Genomic DNA, 20,131 nt, shown 5'->3' on the forward strand with positions numbered 1-20,131 from the left:
GTATCCGCGAAGGGTTAAGCCGGAATGGCGATGCAGAACGAGAATGCCCACGCCGCAGACTTTGGATTTCGAGCCTTGGCTCTGTTCCTTCGCTTTCATGGCGTAAACGCTAAGCCCGACCAGATCCGCGATCGCTGTGGCGGCGGCGGTGCAATCGGCATCCGCGCGATGCTTCGTTGCGCCCGAGAGTTCGGGCTTAAGGTCGGTTCGCGCAAGACACGGTGGAAACAACTTGCGGGTATCCGGTTGCCCGGCATCGCTTCACTGCATGATGGCGGATTTCTGCTTCTCGGAAAGGTCAGCGACAAAGGCGCGGTTGTGCTGCATCCGCCCTCGTCAAATGCGAAGCTGATCACCCGCGCGGAATTCGAAGCAATCTGGGACGGCCGTTTGATCTTGGCTGGATCACAGAACATTGCGCAGCGGGCGCTTCATGCCCTTATTGGCCGTGGGCGTGATCTGGCACGGCGCGCCTGCGATATCTTGATGCGTGCTCGTTTCGCCGATCGAGGCGATAAGGCCGCCCAGGCGGCGAGCACTGCATCTGAGAGCGGCGATGACTCAGGGCTCATCGCCTTGGCGATATTGCTGCGTTGCCATGGCATCGCGGCCGAGCCGGACCAAATCCGGCATCGCATGGGCGCGGCGCGAGTGGGTGTTACCGAAGTCCTGCGCTGTGCAAAGGATTTCGGACTCAAGGCTCGGGCACAGAGGACGAGCTGGAATCGGCTTGCGGTTACTCCGCTGCCGGGAATCGCCGTGCTTCGGGACGGTGGATTCCTGATCCTCGGCAAAGTCGTCGATGACAAGCTCCTCGTTCAGCGCCCATCGTCGCCGCAACCCATTACAATGACCCGGGCCGAACTTGAGTCCATCTGGGACGGCGACATCATCCTGATGACCCGGCGCGCAGCCCTGACGGACCTGTCCCGTCGGTTTGACATCGGCTGGTTTCTCGGCGCGGTTCACAAGTACCGCCATCTTCTCGGCGAAGTGCTGATCGCGTCATTCTTCCTTCAGATCTTTGCCCTCATCTCGCCGCTGTTCTTCCAGGTGGTCATCGACAAGGTGCTCGTGCATCGAAGCATGAGCACGCTCGACGTCCTGGTCGCGGGCCTTATCGCGCTGACCGTTTTCGAAACTGTTCTCGGCACGCTGCGCGTCTATCTGTTCGCGCACACGACGAACCGCATCGACGTCGAGCTCGGCGCCCGGCTGTTTCGTCACCTGATGGCGTTGCCGATCGCATATTTCCAGACACGCCGCGTCGGGGATTCAGTCGCACGCGTCCGCGAGCTCGAGAATATCCGGCAGTTCCTGACGAGCTCGGCGCTCACGCTTGTCATCGATCTCGTCTTCACCGTCGTTTTCATTGCGGTGATGTTCTATTACACGACTCCGTTGACGCTGATCGTCCTGTCGTCGTTCCCATTCTACATCGGCATTTCTGCGGGAGCTGCGCCGCTGTTTCGCCGGCGCCTTGATGAGAAGTTCGATCGCGGCTCGGAGAATCAAGCTTTCCTGGTCGAGACCGTCACGGGCGTCGAGACGTTGAAGGCCATGGCGGTCGAGCCGCAGATGCAGCGCCGCTGGGAGGAGCAGCTCGCCGCCTATGTGACCGCAAGCTTCCGCGTGCTCAGCCTGAACAATACGGCGAGCCAGGCGGTGCAGATGATCAACAAGCTGGTCGTCGCCGCAACCCTTTACTTCGGCGCCAAGCTCGTGATCGGCGGCGACCTGACCGTCGGCGAACTCGTCGCATTCAATATGCTGGCCGCGCGCGTGAGCATGCCTGTGCTGCGGCTCGCGCAGATCTGGCAGGATTTCCATCAGGCCCGCCTGTCGATCGATCGTCTCGGCGATATCCTCAACACCATTCCCGAGCCAAGCTTCAATCCTGGCCGCGCCGCACTGCCGGCGATCCGCGGGCAGGTGACATTCGAGCACGCGACTTTCCGCTACCGAGTCGACGGCCCCGAGGTGCTGCACGATGTATCGTTCAGCGTCGAGTCCGGTCAGGTCATCGGCATCGTGGGCTCCTCGGGCTCCGGCAAGAGCACCATCGCCAAGCTGATACAGCGGCTCTATGTGCCGGAGAGTGGACGCGTGCTGGTCGATGGCGTCGATCTGGCGATGGTCGACCTAACCTGGCTTCGACGCCAGATCGGCGTAGTCTTGCAAGAGAACGTGCTCTTCAACCGATCCATTCGCGAGAACATCGCGCTCGCTGATCCGGCTATGCCCATGGAGCGCGTCATTGCAGCGGCCTCGCTTGCCGGCGCTCACGATTTCATCCTGGAGCTGCCCGAGGGCTATGACACCATCGTGGGCGAACGCGGCAGCAGTCTTTCCGGCGGGCAACGCCAGCGTGTCGCAATCGCCCGGGCACTCATTACCGATCCGCGCATCCTCATCCTCGATGAGGCGACCAGCGCCCTGGATTACGAAAGCGAGCGCGCCATTCAGCAGAACATGAAACGAATTTCTGCCGGCCGAACCGTCTTCGTCATCGCTCATCGGCTCTCGACCGTGCGCCACGCGAACCGGATCATCACGATCGAGCATGGACGCATCGTCGAGGATGGCACCCATGATGACCTAATCCGCTCGAACGGGCGCTACGCAAACCTCCACTATCTGCAAGCTGGCATCCATGACGTCCGCTAGCCGAAACATCGTCCCATTTCCGAGAGCCCAAGTTCGCCGCCGGGAGCACGAAGTTGCGTTCCTGCCGGCAGCGCTCGAAATCACCGAAACGCCGCCGTCACCGATCGGCCGCGCGATCGCGGCGAGCATCGTCGCGGTCTTCTGCGTCGCGCTGGTGTGGGCATCGTTGGGCAGCATCGATATCGTCGCAACCGCGACGGGCAAGATCGTGCCAGACGGACGCAGCAAGCTGATTCAGCCATTCGAGACGGGCGTTGTCCGCGCCATCAATGTACGCGATGGACAGAGCGTGAAGGCCGGCGACGTGCTGATCGAGCTGGACCCGACCATGACGGAAGCCGACCAGGAGCGCCAGAAAAGCGATCTTCTTTCGGCCGAACTCGACGTCGCCCGGCTGCGCGCGGCGCTCGCGGAGGATCCGCTCGCTGCCTTCCGGCCGCCGCACGGCGCGGGCGCCGGGGAGATCGAGATGCATCGTCAATTTCTGATCAGTCAGGTCGCCGAACAGAACGCCAAGCTCGCGGAGATCGAGCGCCAGCAGAATCAGAGGGAAGCAGAACGATCGACTACTTTGGCAAGCGTCGCGAAGCTCCAGGCGACGACACCCGTGCTGCAGGAGCGAGTCGACATTCGCAAGAAGCTCGTCGACAACGCGCTTGCTTCGAAGGTCGACTATCTCTCCGAGTATCAGGAGTTGGTCAGCCTTCAGCAGGATCTCAACCTGCAGCAGAGCAGGCTGCGCGAAGCCGATGCAGCCATCGCGGTGCTAAGGGAGACGAAGGAAAAGACCGCCGCGGAGTATCGGCGCGCGACCTATGACGCACTCGCGAAAGCCGACCAAAGGGTTGAGAGTGCCGAGCAGGAGGAGATCAAGGCAGAGCAGCGCACGAAGCTCCAACGATTGACCGCGCCGGTCGACGGCGTCGTGCAACAACTCGCCATTCACACGGTGGGAGGCGTGGTTACGCCTGCTCAGCCACTGGCCGTGGTGGTTCCGAGCGAGAGCCATCTCGAAATCGAGGCCATGCTCTCCAACCGAGATATCGGATTCGTCCACCCGGGACAGAAGACGGAAATCAAGGTCGACACATTCAACTTCACCCGCTACGGGCTTCTTCATGGAGAAGTGCTCAGCGTGTCACCGGACGCCATACCTCGCGAGAGGCAGAGCGATTCGAATGACCGCGTATCGGGCGCAGAGCAGAGCGACAGCGAGCCGAGGGGTCAGGAACTGGAATATGCCGCGCGCGTTTCGCTTGACCGTGCGTACATGCAGGTGGACGACAAGCTCGTCAAGCTCGGTCCGGGCATGGCGGTGACGATCGAGATCAAGACCGGCGCGCGCAGTATCATCGGCTACTTTCTCTCGCCGCTGGCGAAATACAAGCAGGAAGCGCTGCGAGACCGTTAAAAAGCGCACGAGACATCCTTGCGGCCGTCGGCAGGCATGCTCCAATTGTATGAAGGGGTGCGAACCGGGGCATTTGGGCTACCCCCAATTCATGAAGAGAGCCTAGGCCCGGCGGCATGTTAGGATCGTACCGCACGCAATTGCGGATCAGAAACCGTGACGCTCAACATAGTCGGCCAGGCCAAGTCGAACACAGTCGCCTTCGAAACCAGTGCTCTCATCAGGGCCACTGGCTTCCGGGAATACGACGCGCGTCGGTGGTTCGGGCATCCGGGCTCCGAGGAAGAGCCCGAGCGCAACCTGATGGAGGTACAGGCGCTCGGCATGGGGCCCGGCACCATGATCCATCGAATGGGCGTAGGCCCTGACATCGTCACCGGCCATGACTTCCGCGGTCATTCCGGGGCGTTCCAGGTTCTCGATTCTGTCCTGTGCCGCAATCCAGAAATCGGCGCCTACAATCAGACATTCTGAGAGGAACTGGACCATGCCGGGCCGGATCGTATGTTTTGTCATGAGCGGGGGCGTTGGTTCACGGCTTTGGCCGCTCTCGCGCGAAGACAATCCCAAGCAATTCCACGACCTTTCCGGCGACGGATCCATGCTTGCGAAGACCGTCCGGCGTCTCAAGGCCCGGCCCGAAGGTGAGACCCCAATCTACCTGATAGCGTCCGAGCGGCATGCCGATCGCGTTATTTCCGACATCGGTCCACTCGGCCTGGACGGCGGCAGACCGATTTTCGAGCCAGTTGGCCGCAATACCGCCGCGGCAGTCGCCATAGCCACCCTGCAAACGATCTTCGAGCATGGCGGCGACGCGCTTGTGCTCGTGGTCCCCTCCGATCATGAGATATCAACCGAGGCGCAATTCTGGGAAACGGTCGAGGTGGGCCGGCCTGTGGCCGAGTCAGGACGCCTTGTCATATTCGGCATCAAGCCGACACATCCGGAAACCGGGTACGGTTACATCGAGGTTGCGGCAAATGCCGACGGCGTGGCCGCCGTTGCGCGCTTTGTCGAGAAGCCCAATGCCGAGACAGCTCGCCAATACGCGTCGTCGGGAAGGTTCTATTGGAACGCCGGCATCTTCCTGTTTCGCGCAGACACGATGCGGCGAGCATTTCTCGAGTTCCGGCCGGACATCTGGGACAGCGCCGAACGGGCCCACAAGACCGCACGGGACGACGTTTCGGGCATCTACCTGCCACAGAGTTTCTACTCGGCTGTCCCGTCGACCTCGATCGACTACGCCGTCATGGAGCATGCCCACGACACCGCGATGGTTACGGCCTCCTTCCGCTGGAATGATCTTGGATCGTGGCAGTCGCTGCTCGAAGCCAGCCCGACCGACAGCGACGGCAACGTCGTGATGGGGGACGTCGTCGCGATGGACTGCAGCAGCTCCTACCTTCGAAGCCAGGGCAGGCTGCTGACCGTCATTGGAATGAAGGATGTGGCCGTGGTGGCAACGCCAGACGCGGTATTCGTCGCCCCCGTCAGCCACAGCCAGAACGTCAAGAAGGTTGTCGAACAGTTGGAGAAGAGCGGACGACTCGAGACCAAGTTAACAGCGTCGGAAGACCGGGTCATCGTCAGCGGGTCATGGCGCAAGCGCGTCGAGCACTGGCTTTTCAACGAAACCCTGCCGGTGTGGTCCACTGCAGGCGTTGACGACGTGTATGGCGGATTCCATGAGTCGCTCGGTTTTGACGCGAGGCCGCTACGCAAGCCCAAGCGCACGCGGACGATGGCTCGTCAGATCTACGCTTTCGCGGTGGCCAAGGAACGCGGTTGGCCTGGACCCGCCGACAAACTTATCAACCACGGGATCGACTTCATCGCGAAATACGGTCGCACCGACCGCGGCGGCTGGGTACGCACCCTAAATTGCAACGGCAGCGTGGCTGACCCGGCGGAGGATGCCTACGACCAAGCCTGCGTGCTGCTGGCGCTTGCCCATGCTCATCGATGCGGCCACCAGGACGCCCTGCGGCTTGCACAGGAGACATTTCATTTCATCGACACGCATCTCGAGGACGGCAGCCTGAACGGCTTCCTCGAGAGCCCCGTCTGGAGCGGGGCGCGGTTCTCGAACCCGCACATGCACATGCTGGAATCCTTCCTTGCCTGGCATGGGGTCACGGGCGAGCGCGCATATCTGCGTCGCGCGGCACGCGTCATCGATCTCTTCCGATGCCATTTCTTCGACCAGGAGAGCTGGACAGTTGGAGAACGCTTCGACGTCGATTGGCTGCCGTTGCCGGGGGACGATGGACAGTGGACCGAACCAGGGCACCATTTCGAATGGGCCTCTCTCCTCGTCGATTTCGCGCGGGCGAGCGGCCAGAAGGACTTGGTAGCATATGCGAGAAAGCTCTATTCCTCGGCGGTTGCCAGCGGTTTGAACCGGGCCACGGGTCTGGCCTATGCAGCCGTCTCGCGCCACGGACTGCCCCTCGACCGGCTTTCGCGAAGCTGGCCGCAATGCGAGGCGATCAAGGCGGCAGTTGCCCTTGATGGTATTGGCGGGCCTGATTTGAAACCCGAGATCGAAGCGCGCGTCGCCCGGCTCTTCAGATGGCATATCGATCCCGCACCGCTTGGCTTATGGGTCGACAGGATTGATGAGCGCGGAAGGTCAGTGGCGACGGAGGTCCCCGCGAGCATCTTCTACCACCTGGTCACGGCGTTGATGCAGTATCTGGACAAGACCGGGGGACAGGTCGAAGCTTTCCCGCTGCCGGTTTCGGAAGTAGGCAAGTCCTCGCTTAGGCAGGTCTACGCCTGACTTGACGGTTCCCTCGTCATGCGGAACGCGGTGGGTAGCTTGGCCGTGACAATGGATCGCTGGGTCAGCTCTGGTCTATTTGTCAGAGAACGCATTGCCCACGCTGCGTGCACGGCCATATAGGCAGGACGCGACTTAAAAGCGCGTCGCGCTGAAGCGGATTCAGGCGCTTTAAGGCTTTGTTTTCATGCATGTCGTTATCGCAAAACCGCTGCACACTTTTGCGCGACACGCATTAGTCAGACGTAATCCAAGGCACAAACCTTGGCGGCTGGCGCTCATTGTTTGCGCAGGAATTCAAGTAGCCTTGGCCGAGCTGAGAGCGACAAAGCATCCTTTTGGCTAAATTAGCAATTTCATGAATGGGGACTAAAGGTCGTTCTAGCCAGCGCCGCCCAAAACGCTGGTCAGGCCCAGCGGCTGTCCAAGTCACCCCCGCGCCTGCTGGGCCGCCCCTTAACCCGCCGGCTATTGAAATTGCCGTATCAACTGAACGAGCGACAACCGTTTGACGGCTGCAAAAAGCTCGAAGCGGTGATCTGATCCGCAAACCGTCCTGTATGCACGCCGTTGCCGCCGTTTACCGCATGCATCGATCGCAGGCATTCCGGCCTCATGTAACGGAGCTATGTGTGGGGAAGCCAGGCCGAGGAGCAGGAAACGTTGGAAGGTGGACAGAAGCGACAATCGGAAATTCGTTAGCAAAATAAGCGATTTAGCGAATAGCCCGATGGTACCGTTGGCTGGGATCGAACCAGCGACCTCCGGATCCACAATCCGGCGCTCTAACCAGCTGAGCTACAACGGCACGCCTGCCTGAGTTGGATCGAGGAAGCTTCTTTCTCCGCGATCCGCTCTGTCGTTCGGCGATGCGTCAAATACGGGCTATCGGATTCTAATTCAAGGGCTTTGATAAGGGAAAGGACGGGTTTCCTCATCCGCCGCCGTCAAGGCAAAAGAAAAGGCCGGCGGGAGGAGGTGCCGGCCTTTTCCTGTTACGAGCCAGCGGGAGGAGGTGCTGGCTGGTCACCCCGGAAATGGAGGGAGGAGGTTCCATCCCCGGGTATCTGGTTGTTCAACCCTATCGCACGACTATTTGTCTGACGAAATGCGACGTTTTGATGCATCGCAGGGTTGTGCGCGAAAATCAGGCAGCCTTGGCGTCCTTCATCGCCTTCTCAAAGGCGCTCTTTACCGGCTTGGAGACGTCCTCGACCGCCTTGGTGGTAACGGCCTGGAACTCCTTGGCCTGCTCGACGGCCATTTCGACGCGCTTGCGCAGGAAGGAGGTCTGCAGCTCGACGACTTCCGAAAGGGTCTTGGCGCCGACCAGGGCTTCGAGGTGCGAGAAGCTGGCCTCGGCATTGGCGCGCAGCGCGGCGATGGCCTTCAGCGAAACGTCGCTGGAAACGGTCTTGGCGGTCTCGTAGGTCGACTCCAGAACCTTCTGGGTCTCCTCGGCGCCGGTCTTCAGCTTGGCATAGGCTTCCTTCGACTGCTCGACGCCCTTCTCGGCGAAGGCGCGGATCTGGTCGGAGGCCTTGGAAGCGTCGAAGCTCGGGAATTCGACGTTCTCGATGGTCTCTGCGGTCTTTGCGGTGGTCTTGGACATTTTCCAACCTTTCGGGGCAGCGGCTTTGACAGAAAGCCGTCTCGTTCATGTATGATGGCAATATAAAGGGTTTTTTGTGCATTGCAACATCTTTGTTGCACCGCACCATAAAATCTTCCCTGACGTCAGCCATAGGGCCGTTAACCAAGAGCCCAGAGATTTCGACCCATGCAAGCCTAGGCTTGTGGACCTTGGGGCCACAGGCTTTTATTAACAAAGCGTTAACTGAAAAAATGCCCGCTCCGGAGGGTTGGCCAGCGCATGCCGCCTGAAAACTACTCCTTCCTCGACGTTGCCGTGCTCGACGCGGTGCGCCAGCGCTTTGCCGCCGGCGACGCGCTGGCCATTTTATCGACCGACCTCGAACAGGTGATCTGGGCGAACGGACCGGGGGCGTCGATGTTCGGCTATCCGGATATCGAGGCCATCATCGGCGCCTCAGCGCGGCTGCCGTTGGTCGCGCGCCGGCAGATCATGGCGACCAGCGGCTTTCCCAACATCGGCAGCGATCGCGCCATCACGGTGAGGCTGGCCACCGGCATGGTGAGCCGCGCAGCCGGCTTCCTGGCCAGCGCCGTGACGATGCCGGACGGCGAGACGTCAATCATGCTGGCGGTGCCGGCGGCGCAGATCAGTTCGCGCAGCGCCGGCGAAATCGCCAGCCGTGCAATCGGCGGCTTTACCGAGGCCGGGCATTTCATTGCCTTCGTCGACGCGCAAGGCGATGTCGAAGCAGCCTCGGACGGCTTTGCGGCGCTCGGCATCGAGCCGCGGACGCTGGCTGCCCTGGTTGCGGATGTGGCAAGCAGCGGCGACCGCGTCGTCAAACGCCTCGTGCCGGGCACCAACACCTCCTATCCGGCCGGGTTTGCACGGCTCACCGATACGCGCCATCTGCTGGTGGTGATCGACGAGGACCAACTCGACGACTCCGGTGCCGGCCAAGACGATCAGCCGGTCGCCGACCAGGGCGATCAGACCGGCGATCAGCAAGTTGCCGCGCCCGAGGCGGTTAGCGCCCCGCCGCCAGGTGAAAGCCCGGCAATCGAGCCCGAGCCTCAGCCTGTCCAGGACAACCCAATGCCTGTCGTGGCGGCTGGCGAAGGGGCCGAGCCAACGCCGGAGGCTCCCGACGGCGACGCACTGCCCGACGCGGAGAGCCGGACCCTGGCGCGCCAGCGGTCTACCCGAACCGACCATCAGGCCGACGCCGCCGACACCAGCCGGCAGGCCGCCGATGCCCGCGCTGGCCAGCACGATCATTGGTACTTCAATGCCGGCAACGAGGACACCGGACATGCTCAACCGGCAGCGCTGGCGGAGGACGCACCGGAGGGCGCCGCCACGGCCAAAGGCCAAGGGCAGGATGGCGGCGAAACCGCCGCACGCGAAACCGCCACACCCGCCCAGCCGACCCCGCCCCGCGACATCGACCGCTCCGCGCCGCCATTGCGCTTCGTCTGGCGCACCGACGCCGAAGGCCGGTTCAGCGCGCTGTCGCCCGAATTCGCCGACATCGTCGGCCAGCCTGCCGCCGATGTGATCGGCCGCCGCTTCAAGGATGTTGCAGCCACTTTCGGCCTCGACGCCTCGGGCGAGATCGCCGGCCTGCTCGACCGGCGCGATACCTGGTCCGGCCGCTCGGTGCTGTGGCCGGTGGCCGGAACCGGCCTGAAGATCCCCGTCGATCTGGCGGCGCTGCCCGTCTATGGCCGCAGCCGCGCCTTCGAGGGGTTTCGCGGCTTCGGCGTCGCGCGCAGCGCCGACGCCGTGGCCGATCCGGAAGCGCTTGGCATGGCCCTGGTGCCGAATGCCGCACCAGCAGGAGCCGCTGCCGCCGGGGCCGAGCCGTCGGTCGAGCAGCCAGGCTCGGAACAGACCGAACAGCCGAAGCCTGAGGACCCCTTCCAGGGCGAAGTGCCGGCATTGACCATCGTGCCGAAGCCGGAGCGGCGCTTTGCCGACAAGGTGATAAGGCTGGCCGAGCATCGCCAGCCGGCCAACGACAAGCAGCCGGGAAGCGACACGCCGGCAAATCAGAGGAGCCTGTCGATCCTCGAGCGCAGCGCCTTCCGCGAGATCGGCGAGCGGCTGCGCAAGGACAGTTCCGCCCCTGCCGCGGAACGCGCCGCCGAAGCCGACAAGCAGCCAGATGCGGCCGCCGCCGGCAAGGGCGCGGCGACGGTGAAGGAACCGGCCAACGAAGCGAGGGCCGACGCAAACCAGCCGCTTGCGCCCGACACAGCGGAGGACGACGGTTCCGAGCGGGAAGCGAGCTTGGCATCCGCAGCGCAAGCCCCGGAAGCCGATGACGCGAAGGCCGATGCGGAGACCGCGGAAGCGGAGACCGAAGCGGAAGACCAGGAAGACCTGGCGCGGCTCGATGGCATCGATGGCGCCGCCGAGGCAGACGACACCGGCCAGGCCGAGACCTCGGCGGCTTCCGGCTCGCTGCTCAACTATGCCGATGGCGAGAAACCCACGGAAGACGCCGGCGTCGCGCCGGTTTCCCAGCCCGAGCAGGCAGAGGGCACCCGTCAGGCCGACGAATCTGCTTCCACGGAACCGCGGCAGCCGGTCGAACAGCCTGAGGCAGAGCCGGTCGCGGCCGGGCAGTCCGGCCCCGATGCGACGGCCGACGATGACAGCATGACCGCCGACGATTTCCGCGATGCGCAAGACAATGAGGATTGGGCAGGCTCCGACGCGAATACCGCGGCGGCGGCGGAAGAACAGCCGGCAGCGCCGGCGCGGCCGCGCCTCGACGTGCCGCCGCTCAAACTGTCGGGTTTCGTACCGTCCGCTTTTTCGACCGGAGAGGAAGCCAAGGCGCCCGATACACCCATCCTCGCCAGGCTGCCGGTGCCGCTGCTCATCCATTCGGGCGACGTGCTGCATTATGCCAACGAAGCCTTCCTCGAACTCACCGGCTACGGGGCGCTGGACGACCTCGCGGATGCGGGTGGCCTGGGCGCGCTCTTCGCCGATCCATATGCCGAGGACACCGCGGCGGACGAAAGCGACCACTCGCTGAAGCTCAAGACCCGCAACGGCCAGGAATTCCCGATCGATGCGCTGCTGCGCTCAGTGCCGTGGCGCGGCGGCAGGGCGCTGATGCTGGTGGTGCGGCGTTCCGGCGAGGACGACGCGGCGCATTTCACCGCCGCCAATGACGAACCGGCGCTGCAGCCGGACGTGCCGGAACTGAAGTCGCGCATTGCGGAAATGCGCACCATCATCGACACCGCCACGGACGGCGTCGTGCTGATCGGCCGCGACGGCGACATCCGCTCGATCAGCCGGCCGGCGGAGGCGCTGTTCGGTTTCGACAGCGACGAGGTCGCCGGCAAGCCCTTTGCCTCGCTGTTCGCCATCGAGAGCCAGCGCGCGGCGCGCGACTATCTCGCCGGCCTTTCGGAGCCGGGGGTGGCGAGCGTCTTGAATGACGGTCGCGAGGTCATCGGCCGCGAGGCGCAGGGACGTTTCATTCCGCTGTTCATGACCATCGGCCGGCTGCCCAACGACAGCGGCTTCTGCGCCGTGGTGCGCGACATCACGCAATGGAAGCGTGCCGAGGAAGACCTGACGCAAGCGCGCGCGGTGGCGGAGCGCGCCTCCTCGCAGAAGACGGATTTCCTGGCCCGCATCAGCCATGAGATCCGCACCCCGCTCAACGCCATCATCGGCTTTTCCGAGCTGATGGTGGACGAGAAATTCGGCCCGATCACCAACGACCGCTATCGCGACTATCTGCGCGACATCAACCGCTCGGGCAACCATGTGCTCGACCTCGTCAACGACCTGCTCGACATCTCGAAGATCGAGGCCGGTCAGCAGGAGATGGATTACGAGGCGGTGTCGCTCAACGACACGCTGGCCGAGACGGTGGCGATGATGCAGCCGCAGGCCAATCGCGAACGCGTCATCATCCGCTCCAGCTTCGCCTCGCGGTTGCCGGAAGTGGTGGCGGACCTGAGAAGCGTGCGCCAGATCGCCCTGAACGTCCTGTCCAACGCCATCCGCTACACCCAGGCCGGCGGCCAGGTGATCGTCTCGACCGCTTACGAAGCCTCGGGCGATGTCGTCATGCGCGTGCGCGACACCGGCATCGGCATGACCCAGGCCGAGATCGAGCAGGCGCTGAAACCGTTCAAGCAGATCAATGCGTTGAAGCGCGGACGCGGCGACGGCACTGGCCTTGGCCTGCCCCTCACCAAGGCCATGGTGGAGGCGAACCGCGCCCGTTTCGCCATCACCTCGACGCCTGGCGAAGGAACCCTGGTCGAGGTCGCCTTCCCGTCGACCCGCGTGCTCGCGGAGTAACCTGCCGACGAGTCGCGCCAAAGAAAAAGGCGTCCTGGAGGACGCCTTGAGAAATGGGATGCTGTCACAACGGGGGCTTGAGCTGAACCTCAGGGACGAGGAACGGGATTTCTCCCTCAAGTTACACGCGACTATCGGGGTCGTCCCTTAACAAGTCCTTACCGGGTGCCAAAAAAATTTACGAATGTGTACCACCCGTGAAATCTAGGTAAATTCGCCGGACAGATTTCGTTAACCACGACATGCCGTCAGCCCGCAAGCTGCGGCAGGTCGCGGAACAGCTCCAGCGCCTCGGGATTGGCGAGCGCTTCCTTGTTCTTCACAGTGCGGCCGTGGACCACGTCGCGCACCGCGAGCTCGGTGATCTTGCCCGACTTGGTGCGCGGGATGTCTGTGACGGCGACGATCCTGGCCGGCACGTGACGCGGGCTGGCGCCGGTGCGGATCCTGGCGCGGATGCGCTTTTCCAGATCCTCGTTGAGGGTCACGCCAGCAGCCAGGCGCACAAACAGCACGACGCGCACGTCGTTGTCGAAATCCTGGCCGATGCAGAGCGCCTCGAGGATTTCCGGCATCTGCTCGACCTGGTTGTAGATCTCGGCCGTACCGATCCGGACCCCGCCCGGATTGAGCGTGGCGTCGGACCGGCCGTGGATGATCATGCCGCCATGAGCCGTCCATTCGGCGAAGTCGCCATGGCACCAGACATTGTCGAAACGCTCGAAATAGGCCGCGTGATATTTCTTGCCTTCGGGGTCGTTCCAGAAACCGATCGGCATCGACGGGAAAGCCCTGGTGCAGACAAGCTCGCCCTTCTCCTGCCGGATCGGCTTGCCGTCGTCGTCCCAGACGTCGACCGCCAGGCCAAGGCCTGGGCCCTGGATCTCGCCGCTCCAGACCGGCTCGGTCGGCACGCCGAGCACGAAGCAGGACACGATGTCGGTGCCGCCCGAGATCGAGGCCAGATGCACGTCCTTCTTGATCCCGTCATAGACGAAACGGAAATCCTCCGGCGACAATGGCGAGCCGGTGGAAGAGATGGTGCGCACGCTCGACAGATCGTGGCTCGCGATCGGCTTCAGACCGGCCTTGCGCACCGAATCGATGAATTTGGCCGAGGTGCCGAAATAGGTCATCTTCTCGGCATCGGCGAAATCGAACAGCACATTGCCGTCGGGGTAGAAGGGCGAGCCGTCATAGAGCAAAAGCGTCGCACCCGAGGCGAGGCCCGAGACCAGCCAGTTCCACATCATCCAGCCGCAGGTGGTGAAATAGAACAGGTGATCGCCGTCGAGCAGGCCGGCATGCAGCCGGTGCTCCTTGACGTGCTGGATCAGCGTGCCGCCGGCCGAATGCACGATGCATTTCGGGATGCCGGTCGTGCCCGAGGAGAACAGGATGTAGAGCGGATGGGCGAAGGGCAGCCGCTCGAAGCTGACAGTCCTGGCGGCAAAGGGCGAAAGCGCCTCTTCGAGCGCGGCTGCCTTGTCGATGGTGGCGGCGACATCGCTCGAGGTGCCGAGATAGTCGACGATGAGCACCTTGCGGACGCTCGAGAGTTTCTCGGCCACGGCGCGCACCTTGTCGGCCACCTCGATTGCCTTGCCGTTGTACCAATAGCCGTCCGGCGCGATGAAGACGACCGGCTCGATCTGGCCGAAACGGTCGAGCACGCCCTGCTCGCCGAAATCGGGAGAGCATGACGACCAGACGGCGCCGATCGAGCTTGCCGCCAGCATCGCCGCGATCGTCTCGGGCATATTCGGCATCATGGCGGCGACGCGGTCGCCGGCCTTGACGCCGAGCGACAGGAAGAGCTGCTGCAGCCGCGAAATCAGCGCATGGAGTTCGTTCCAGGAGAGCCGCCGTTCGACCTTGTCCTCGCCGTGGAAGACGATGGCCGGGCCGCCGCCGGTCTTCTGCAAAAGGTTCTCGGCGAAATTGAGCCTGGCGTCGGGAAAGAAGCTGGCGCCTTGCATCCGCTCGCCGTCGACGAGGTGCCGCTCGCCCTTGTCGCCGACAAGCCCGCAGAAATCCCAGACCAGGCTCCAGAAGGCTTCGCGGTCGTCGATCGACCAGCGATGGAGTTCGGCATAGCCGGAGAACGACAACTCGGCCTTCGCTTGCGCGGCCTTCATGAACGCGGTTAAAGGCGCTTCGTCGATCCGCTCCTGCGTCGGGGTCCACAAAGGTGTGTCGGCAGCCATGATCGCTCCTCCCAAAGCGCGTCGCGTTCGAGCCAATTAAGCTCATCGTCGCATCTGCCATCGTCCCAGAAACGGCGCGCGATTGCGGATCGGGATCGTGCAGACCGCTTATGCATATTGCAGCGCAGCAGAGCAAGATTTTGTTCGGACGAGCCACGGCTGTCGCTGCGCAAATGCCATCGCAAGGCCATAAAGACTTGAAAAGCGTCGGCGCTCGGTTACACCCGTCGGGCGATTTTGTCGGCAATGAAAGCATACGGGGCGAAATGCCATCATCTCTGATCCGGCGCGGGGTGTGGGCGATCGGCCTTGCCGTGCTTATCATCACGCTCGCGGTCGCGGCGCTGCCGCTGATTGCCTCGACCCGCATCGTGCGCGACCGCATCGCCTGGGAATTGAGCGCCTGGAGCGGCTTCAGGGTGACGATCGACGGCTCGCCGCGCATCGAGGTGTGGCCGAAGTTCCGCGCCATCCTCAGCGACGTGACGCTGTCGCAATGGACCGAGACCGACGCGCCGCCGGTGGTCGAGGCCGATCGCGTGGAAGTCGATCTGTCCGCCATGGCGGCCTTGCAGGGCAACGTCGCCTTCTCGACCGCGAGGCTGGTGCGCCCGACGATCAGGGTCCAGCGCATGGCGAGCGGCTTCTATCTGCCGCCGCTTCCGAGCGGGGGGCGCATCACGCGCTCGATCGATACCGCGCGCGGCGTGGTAACCGCCAACCCGCAGAAGCCGGATCTCGGCAAATTGCCGTCCGATCCGTTCGGCACCGTCGAGTTCCGCGATGGCCGCGTGGTGACTTCGGTCGACGGCAAGGACGCCGAAGTCCTGAGCAGCCTGAACGGCCAGGTGAACTGGGAGGCTATGAACAGCGAAGCATCGCTGACCGCGACCGGGATCTGGCGCGGCGAAAGCGTGCAGCTCGATTTCTCCTCGACGAAACCGCTGGTGCTTTTTGCCGGGGGAGCCGCGCCCGTCACCCTTTCCTTCAAGGCGGCGCCTGCGACATTCTCCTTCGACGGAACGGCCTCGATCTCGGACAATGCCTATCTGGACGGCCAGGCGAAGTTCGCCGCGCCGTCCCTGCGGCGCGTGCTGGAGTGGTCGCAGGCAGGCATCGCGCCCGGTGCTGCTATCGGCGCGGTCTCGATCGCCAGCAAGGTGAACGCGTCGGCGGGGCGTGCGAAATTCGAGAACACCACCGTCACGCTCAACAACAATCCGGGCATGGGAGCGCTGGATTTCTCCTTCGCCGAGGGCAGTCCGGTGATAGCCGGCACGCTCGCCTTCGACACGCTGGACCTGAGATCCTTCCTGTCGGCTTTCACGCCTGTCGCGCCCACCGGCGAGGCCGGCCCCGGCGACATCGACACCAGCTTCGCCGACCGCATCAACCTCGACCTCAGGCTGTCGGCGGCCCATGCCACGGTGGGACCGATCCAGCTTGCCGACGTCGCGGCCACCGCGCAGGTCAAGAACGGCCTTGCCGTCTTCGACATATCCGACGCGTCGGCCTTCAACGGCAACATCCAGAGCAGCCTGCGTTTCGACCGCAAGCCGGAAGGCACGCAGGTCGAGATGCGGCTCCTGGCATCGGATGTGGATACGGGAGCCTTTGCCACAGCGGCGGGAATGACGCGGCTGGTGCCGGCTGGCACCGGGACGGTGTCGATCATCCTCAAGGGACCGGGCAAGGCCTGGAACTCCATCTTCGAGAATGCCGACGGATCGTTCTCGGCGACTTTCGGGCCGGGCACGCTCAACGGGCTCGACCTGCCGGCCTTCCTCAAGCGCAACCAGCAAGGCGGCTTCTTCGCGCTCGACGACGTCGCCAATGGCTCGCTGCCGATCGACGGCGCCGAGATCAAGGCGAGCATTTCGAAGGGAGTGGCGCGCCTCGACAAGGCCGAGATCAATTCGCAAAAATACAAGATCTGGCTATCCGGCATCGCCTCCTATGTCGGACGCGGGCTGGCGCTTTCGGGCGGAGTGGTGCCCAACGGACAGCCGGCACAGCAGCCCCAGGCCAACGGCCAAGCGGCCAGTCCGGCTCCCGCGCCGCCGAGCCAGTCGCTGTTCTTCGTCGGCGGCAACTGGAGCGCGCCATTCATATCGCCGATCGCTCCCGGCGTTTCGGGCCAGTAGATGCGGGGGCGCAAAGCGCCCTCGCTCCTATCACTCAACCGCGCTGCGCGGCCTGCTCGTCGAGCTGGCGCTGGATCTCGCGGCGCTTGTTGGCTATCGAGGCGATGATGACGCCGATCGCCACCACCGCGATCAGGATGGTGCAGGCGGCGTTGATTTCCGGCGTCACGCCGAGGCGCACCTGGCTGTAGATCTTCATCGGCAGCGTGGTGGCGCCGGGACCCGAGGTGAAGCTCGCGATGACCAAATCGTCCAGCGAGAGCGTGAAGGCCAGCATCCAGCCGGAGATGATCGCCGGCAGGATGACCGGCAAGGTGATCTGGAAGAAGGTCTTCACCGGCGGCGCGCCGAGATCCATCGCCGCCTCCTCCAGCGAACGGTCGAAGGAGACCAGCCGCGACTGCACGACGACGGCGACGAAGCACATTGTGAGCGTGATGTGGGCGAGCGTGACCGTGAGGAAGCCACGGTCAAGGCCGACAGCGACGAAGAGCAGCAGGAGCGACAGCCCGGTGATGACTTCCGGCATGACCAGCGGCGCAAACACCATGCCGGAAAACAACATCCTGCCGCGGAAGCGCGTGAAGCGCGTCAAGGTCAGCGCGGCGAGTGTGCCGAGCACGGTCGCCACCGTTGCCGAGATGACGCCGACGCGCGCGGTCACCCAGGTGGCGTCCATCAGGCCCTGATTGTGGAAAAGCGACACGTACCATTTGGTCGAGAAGCCGCCCCAGACGGTGACGAGCTTCGATTCGTTGAAGGAAAAGACGATCAAAAGCACGATCGGCAGATAGAGGAATGCAAAGCCCAGCACGATCGAGGTGATGTTGAAGCGGCTCCAGGTCGAGTTCATCTGCCCTGCTCCTGTGCCTTGGCCTGCGCCTGCTGGAAGAACATGATCGGGATGGTCAGCACCAGAAGCAGGATGACGGCCACCGCCGACGACACCGGCCAGTCGCGGTTGGAGAAGAATTCGTTCCAGAGCGTCTTGCCGATCATCAGCGTCTGCGAGCCGCCGAGGAGGTCGGGAATGACGAACTCGCCGACCGCCGGGATGAACACCAGCAGGCAGCCGGCGACGACGCCGGGCAGCGACAGCGGGAAGGTGATCTTCCAAAAGGCGCCGGCCGGCGGACAGCCGAGGTCCTGCGCGGCCTCGATCAGCGAATAATCCATCTTCTCCAGCGAGGAATAGAGCGGCAGCACCATGAAGGGCAGGTAGGAATAGACGATGCCGATGAAGATCGCAGTGTAGGTGTTGAGGATCACCAGCGGCTGGCTGATCAGGCCGGTGGCGAGCAGGACCTGGTTGAGCAGGCCCTCCGGCTTCAGGATGCCGATCCAGGCATAGACGCGGATCAGGAACGAGGTCCAGAACGGCAGGATCACCAGCATCAGCAGGGTCGGGCGGATAGTCGCCGGCGCCCGCGCCATGCCGTAGGCGATCGGATAGCCGACGATCAGGGTAAGTATCGTCGAGATTCCGGCGATGATCAGGCTCGTCACATAGGCGTTGAAATAGAGCGGGTCCTGGGTGAGCCAGGTGTAGTTATCGAAGTTGAGCTCGCGGACGCCGGCGAAAAATCCCGAAACGCCGTCCTTGAAGCCAAGCACCGGCGTATAGGGAGGCATCGAGATCGCCGTCTGCGACAGCGAAATCTTGAAGACGATGATGAACGGAACGAGGAAGAAGAACAGCAGCCAGAGATAGGGGACGATGATGACGAGGCGGTTGACGAAGCCTTTCGCCAGCCTCGCCGGCAGTGTTGTGGTTTCAGTCGATGGAGCGGCAGTCGCTGCGATATCCGTCATCTCAGCCTCCTACCTGGCCAGCACGACGCCGGCATCGGGCCGGAAGGAGACCCAGGCACGGTCGTTCCAAGTGAGCGGATCCTCGGTCACGCGCGAAGCGTTCAACGCGCTTGCCCGCACGATCTGACCGTCGTCCAGCCTGATGTGGTAGACGGTCATGTCGCCGAGATAGGCGACGTCGTAGACCTCGCCTTCGAGCGCGTTGACGGCATCGGCCGGCTTTTTGGAGGAAACCCTGATCTTCTCCGGCCGGATCGCGAAGACGATGTCGGAGCCGGCAGCGGCGCTGCTGCCATTGTCGACGACGATCTCAGCACCGGTCGCGCCGGTGATGCGCGTGGTGCTTGCCGTGCGTTCGGCAACCTTGCCTTCGAACATGTTCACATTGCCGACGAAATGCGCCACGAAGCGCGAGGCCGGCGCCTCGTAGATTTCCGCCGGCGTCGCGACCTGCATCACTTCGCCCTTGTCCATGATGGCGATGCGGTCGGCCATCGTCATGGCCTCTTCCTGGTCGTGGGTGACGACGACGAAGGTGAGGCCGAGTTCCTGCTGCAGGTCCATCAGTTCGAACTGGGTTTCCTCGCGCAGCTTCTTGTCGAGCGCGCCGAGCGGTTCGTCGAGGAGCAGAACCTTCGGCCGCTTGGCGACCGAGCGGGCAAGCGCCACGCGCTGGCGCTGGCCGCCGGAGAGCTGGTGCGGCTTGCGCTTGGCGAATTGCTCGAGCTTGACGAGCTTGAGCATCTCGGCGACGCGCTTTTCGACATCGGCTCCGGGCATGCCTTCCTGCTTGAGGCCGAAGGCGATGTTCCTTTCCACCGTCATATGCGGGAACAGCGCGTAGGACTGGAACATCATGTTGACCGGCCGTTTGTAGGGCGGGATGCCGCGCAGATCCTGCCCGTCGAGCAGGATGCGGCCCGCCGACGGCTCCTCGAAGCCGGCGAGCATCCTGAGCAGGGTCGACTTGCCGCAGCCGGACGCGCCGAGCAGGGCGAAGAATTCGCGCTCGAAGATGGTCAGCGACAGATTATTGACGGCGGTGAAGTCACCGAACTTCTTGGTGACCTTGTCGAACTGGATATACGGCTTGGCGTTCGGGTCATTCCATGGCGCGAAATCCCTGCGGATGCTGCCAAGCGATTTCATGGTCCCCACTCCGTTATT

General features: G+C 63.4%; 10 protein-coding genes, 1 tRNA gene and 1 pseudogene. 6 read left to right on the forward strand and 6 right to left on the reverse strand.

All coding sequences use genetic code 11. From position 1 onward, the window contains the following. Positions 1-24 precede the first annotated feature (24 nt). The 4 genes and pseudogenes from FJ430_RS29940 to FJ430_RS29955 all read left to right on the forward strand — a co-directional run bounded on the left by FJ430_RS29940 (position 25) and on the right by FJ430_RS29955 (position 6,866). Complete coding sequence (locus FJ430_RS29940) at positions 25-2,667, forward strand: type I secretion system permease/ATPase (RefSeq protein WP_181175554.1); 2,643 nt, start codon at positions 25-27, stop codon at positions 2,665-2,667. Beyond that, positions 2,654-4,078: an HlyD family type I secretion periplasmic adaptor subunit gene (locus tag FJ430_RS29945; RefSeq protein ID WP_140709949.1), complete on the forward strand. Its 1,425-nt coding sequence runs from the start codon at positions 2,654-2,656 to the stop codon at positions 4,076-4,078. Before FJ430_RS29940 ends, FJ430_RS29945 begins: the two co-directional genes overlap by 14 nt. 156 nt (positions 4,079-4,234) lie before the next feature. Next, positions 4,235-4,480 (forward strand): annotated as a pseudogene (locus FJ430_RS29950) (phosphomannomutase/phosphoglucomutase); the annotation flags it as partial. A gap of 85 nt (positions 4,481-4,565) precedes the next feature. Next, a complete protein-coding gene (locus FJ430_RS29955) occupies positions 4,566-6,866 on the forward strand; it encodes a mannose-1-phosphate guanylyltransferase/mannose-6-phosphate isomerase (protein WP_140709951.1) in 2,301 nt (766 codons plus the stop codon). 731 nt (positions 6,867-7,597) lie between these two features. Here the strand turns inward: FJ430_RS29955 and FJ430_RS29960 are convergent. Next, positions 7,598-7,674, reverse strand: a tRNA-His gene (locus tag FJ430_RS29960). 339 nt (positions 7,675-8,013) lie between these two features. Continuing rightward, positions 8,014-8,478 (reverse strand): phasin, encoded by a 465-nt coding sequence (locus FJ430_RS29965; RefSeq protein WP_140709953.1) that lies wholly within the window; start codon positions 8,476-8,478, stop codon positions 8,014-8,016. A gap of 261 nt (positions 8,479-8,739) precedes the next feature. Between FJ430_RS29965 and FJ430_RS29970 the strand changes: the two genes are divergently transcribed. Continuing rightward, the gene (locus tag FJ430_RS29970; protein ID WP_140709955.1) at positions 8,740-12,801 is read left to right on the forward strand and encodes a PAS domain S-box protein; all 4,062 of its coding nucleotides are present in this window, start codon (positions 8,740-8,742) and stop codon (positions 12,799-12,801) included. A gap of 248 nt (positions 12,802-13,049) precedes the next feature. Here FJ430_RS29970 and FJ430_RS29975 read toward each other — a convergent pair whose 3' ends face one another. Beyond that, positions 13,050-15,008 (reverse strand): acetoacetate--CoA ligase, encoded by a 1,959-nt coding sequence (locus tag FJ430_RS29975; protein WP_140709957.1) that lies wholly within the window; start codon positions 15,006-15,008, stop codon positions 13,050-13,052. Between the two features lie 266 nt (positions 15,009-15,274). On the opposite strand from FJ430_RS29975, the gene FJ430_RS29980 reads away from it, so the two are divergent. After that, positions 15,275-17,152, forward strand: a complete 1,878-nt coding sequence (locus FJ430_RS29980) for an AsmA-like C-terminal region-containing protein (protein WP_140709959.1) — start codon at positions 15,275-15,277, stop codon at positions 17,150-17,152. Between the two features lie 34 nt (positions 17,153-17,186). On the opposite strand, the gene FJ430_RS29985 is transcribed toward FJ430_RS29980, so the two are convergent. From FJ430_RS29985 to FJ430_RS29995, 3 genes are read right to left on the reverse strand one after another with little or no spacing between them, the layout of a single operon-like run. Beyond that, positions 17,187-18,005, reverse strand: a complete 819-nt coding sequence (locus FJ430_RS29985; protein WP_140709962.1) for an ABC transporter permease — start codon at positions 18,003-18,005, stop codon at positions 17,187-17,189. Next, positions 18,002-18,964, reverse strand: coding sequence for an ABC transporter permease subunit (locus FJ430_RS29990; protein WP_140709964.1), 963 nt, complete (start codon positions 18,962-18,964; stop codon positions 18,002-18,004). The genes FJ430_RS29985 and FJ430_RS29990 overlap by 4 nt, the downstream gene beginning before the upstream one ends. Before the next feature lie 9 nt (positions 18,965-18,973). Next, positions 18,974-20,113: an ABC transporter ATP-binding protein gene (locus FJ430_RS29995; RefSeq protein WP_140709966.1), complete on the reverse strand. Its 1,140-nt coding sequence runs from the start codon at positions 20,111-20,113 to the stop codon at positions 18,974-18,976. Positions 20,114-20,131 lie beyond the last annotated feature (18 nt).

The sequence above is a fragment of the Mesorhizobium sp. B2-8-5 genome (assembly GCF_006440675.2).
GTDB lineage: Bacteria > Pseudomonadota > Alphaproteobacteria > Rhizobiales > Rhizobiaceae > Mesorhizobium.

What these genes read in the sequence shown, in the direction of transcription:
- FJ430_RS29940 (WP_181175554.1), top strand. Translation starts at nt 25, where the DNA reads ATGGCGATGCAGAACGAGAATGCCCACGCCGCAGACTTTGGATTTCGA.
- FJ430_RS29945 (WP_140709949.1), top strand. Translation starts at nt 2,654, where the DNA reads ATGACGTCCGCTAGCCGAAACATCGTCCCATTTCCGAGAGCCCAAGTT.
- FJ430_RS29955 (WP_140709951.1), top strand. Translation starts at nt 4,566, where the DNA reads ATGCCGGGCCGGATCGTATGTTTTGTCATGAGCGGGGGCGTTGGTTCA.
- FJ430_RS29965 (WP_140709953.1), bottom strand. Translation starts at nt 8,478, where the DNA reads ATGTCCAAGACCACCGCAAAGACCGCAGAGACCATCGAGAACGTCGAA.
- FJ430_RS29970 (WP_140709955.1), top strand. Translation starts at nt 8,740, where the DNA reads ATGCCGCCTGAAAACTACTCCTTCCTCGACGTTGCCGTGCTCGACGCG.
- FJ430_RS29975 (WP_140709957.1), bottom strand. Translation starts at nt 15,008, where the DNA reads ATGGCTGCCGACACACCTTTGTGGACCCCGACGCAGGAGCGGATCGAC.
- FJ430_RS29980 (WP_140709959.1), top strand. Translation starts at nt 15,275, where the DNA reads ATGCCATCATCTCTGATCCGGCGCGGGGTGTGGGCGATCGGCCTTGCC.
- FJ430_RS29985 (WP_140709962.1), bottom strand. Translation starts at nt 18,005, where the DNA reads ATGAACTCGACCTGGAGCCGCTTCAACATCACCTCGATCGTGCTGGGC.
- FJ430_RS29990 (WP_140709964.1), bottom strand. Translation starts at nt 18,964, where the DNA reads ATGACGGATATCGCAGCGACTGCCGCTCCATCGACTGAAACCACAACA.
- FJ430_RS29995 (WP_140709966.1), bottom strand. Translation starts at nt 20,113, where the DNA reads ATGAAATCGCTTGGCAGCATCCGCAGGGATTTCGCGCCATGGAATGAC.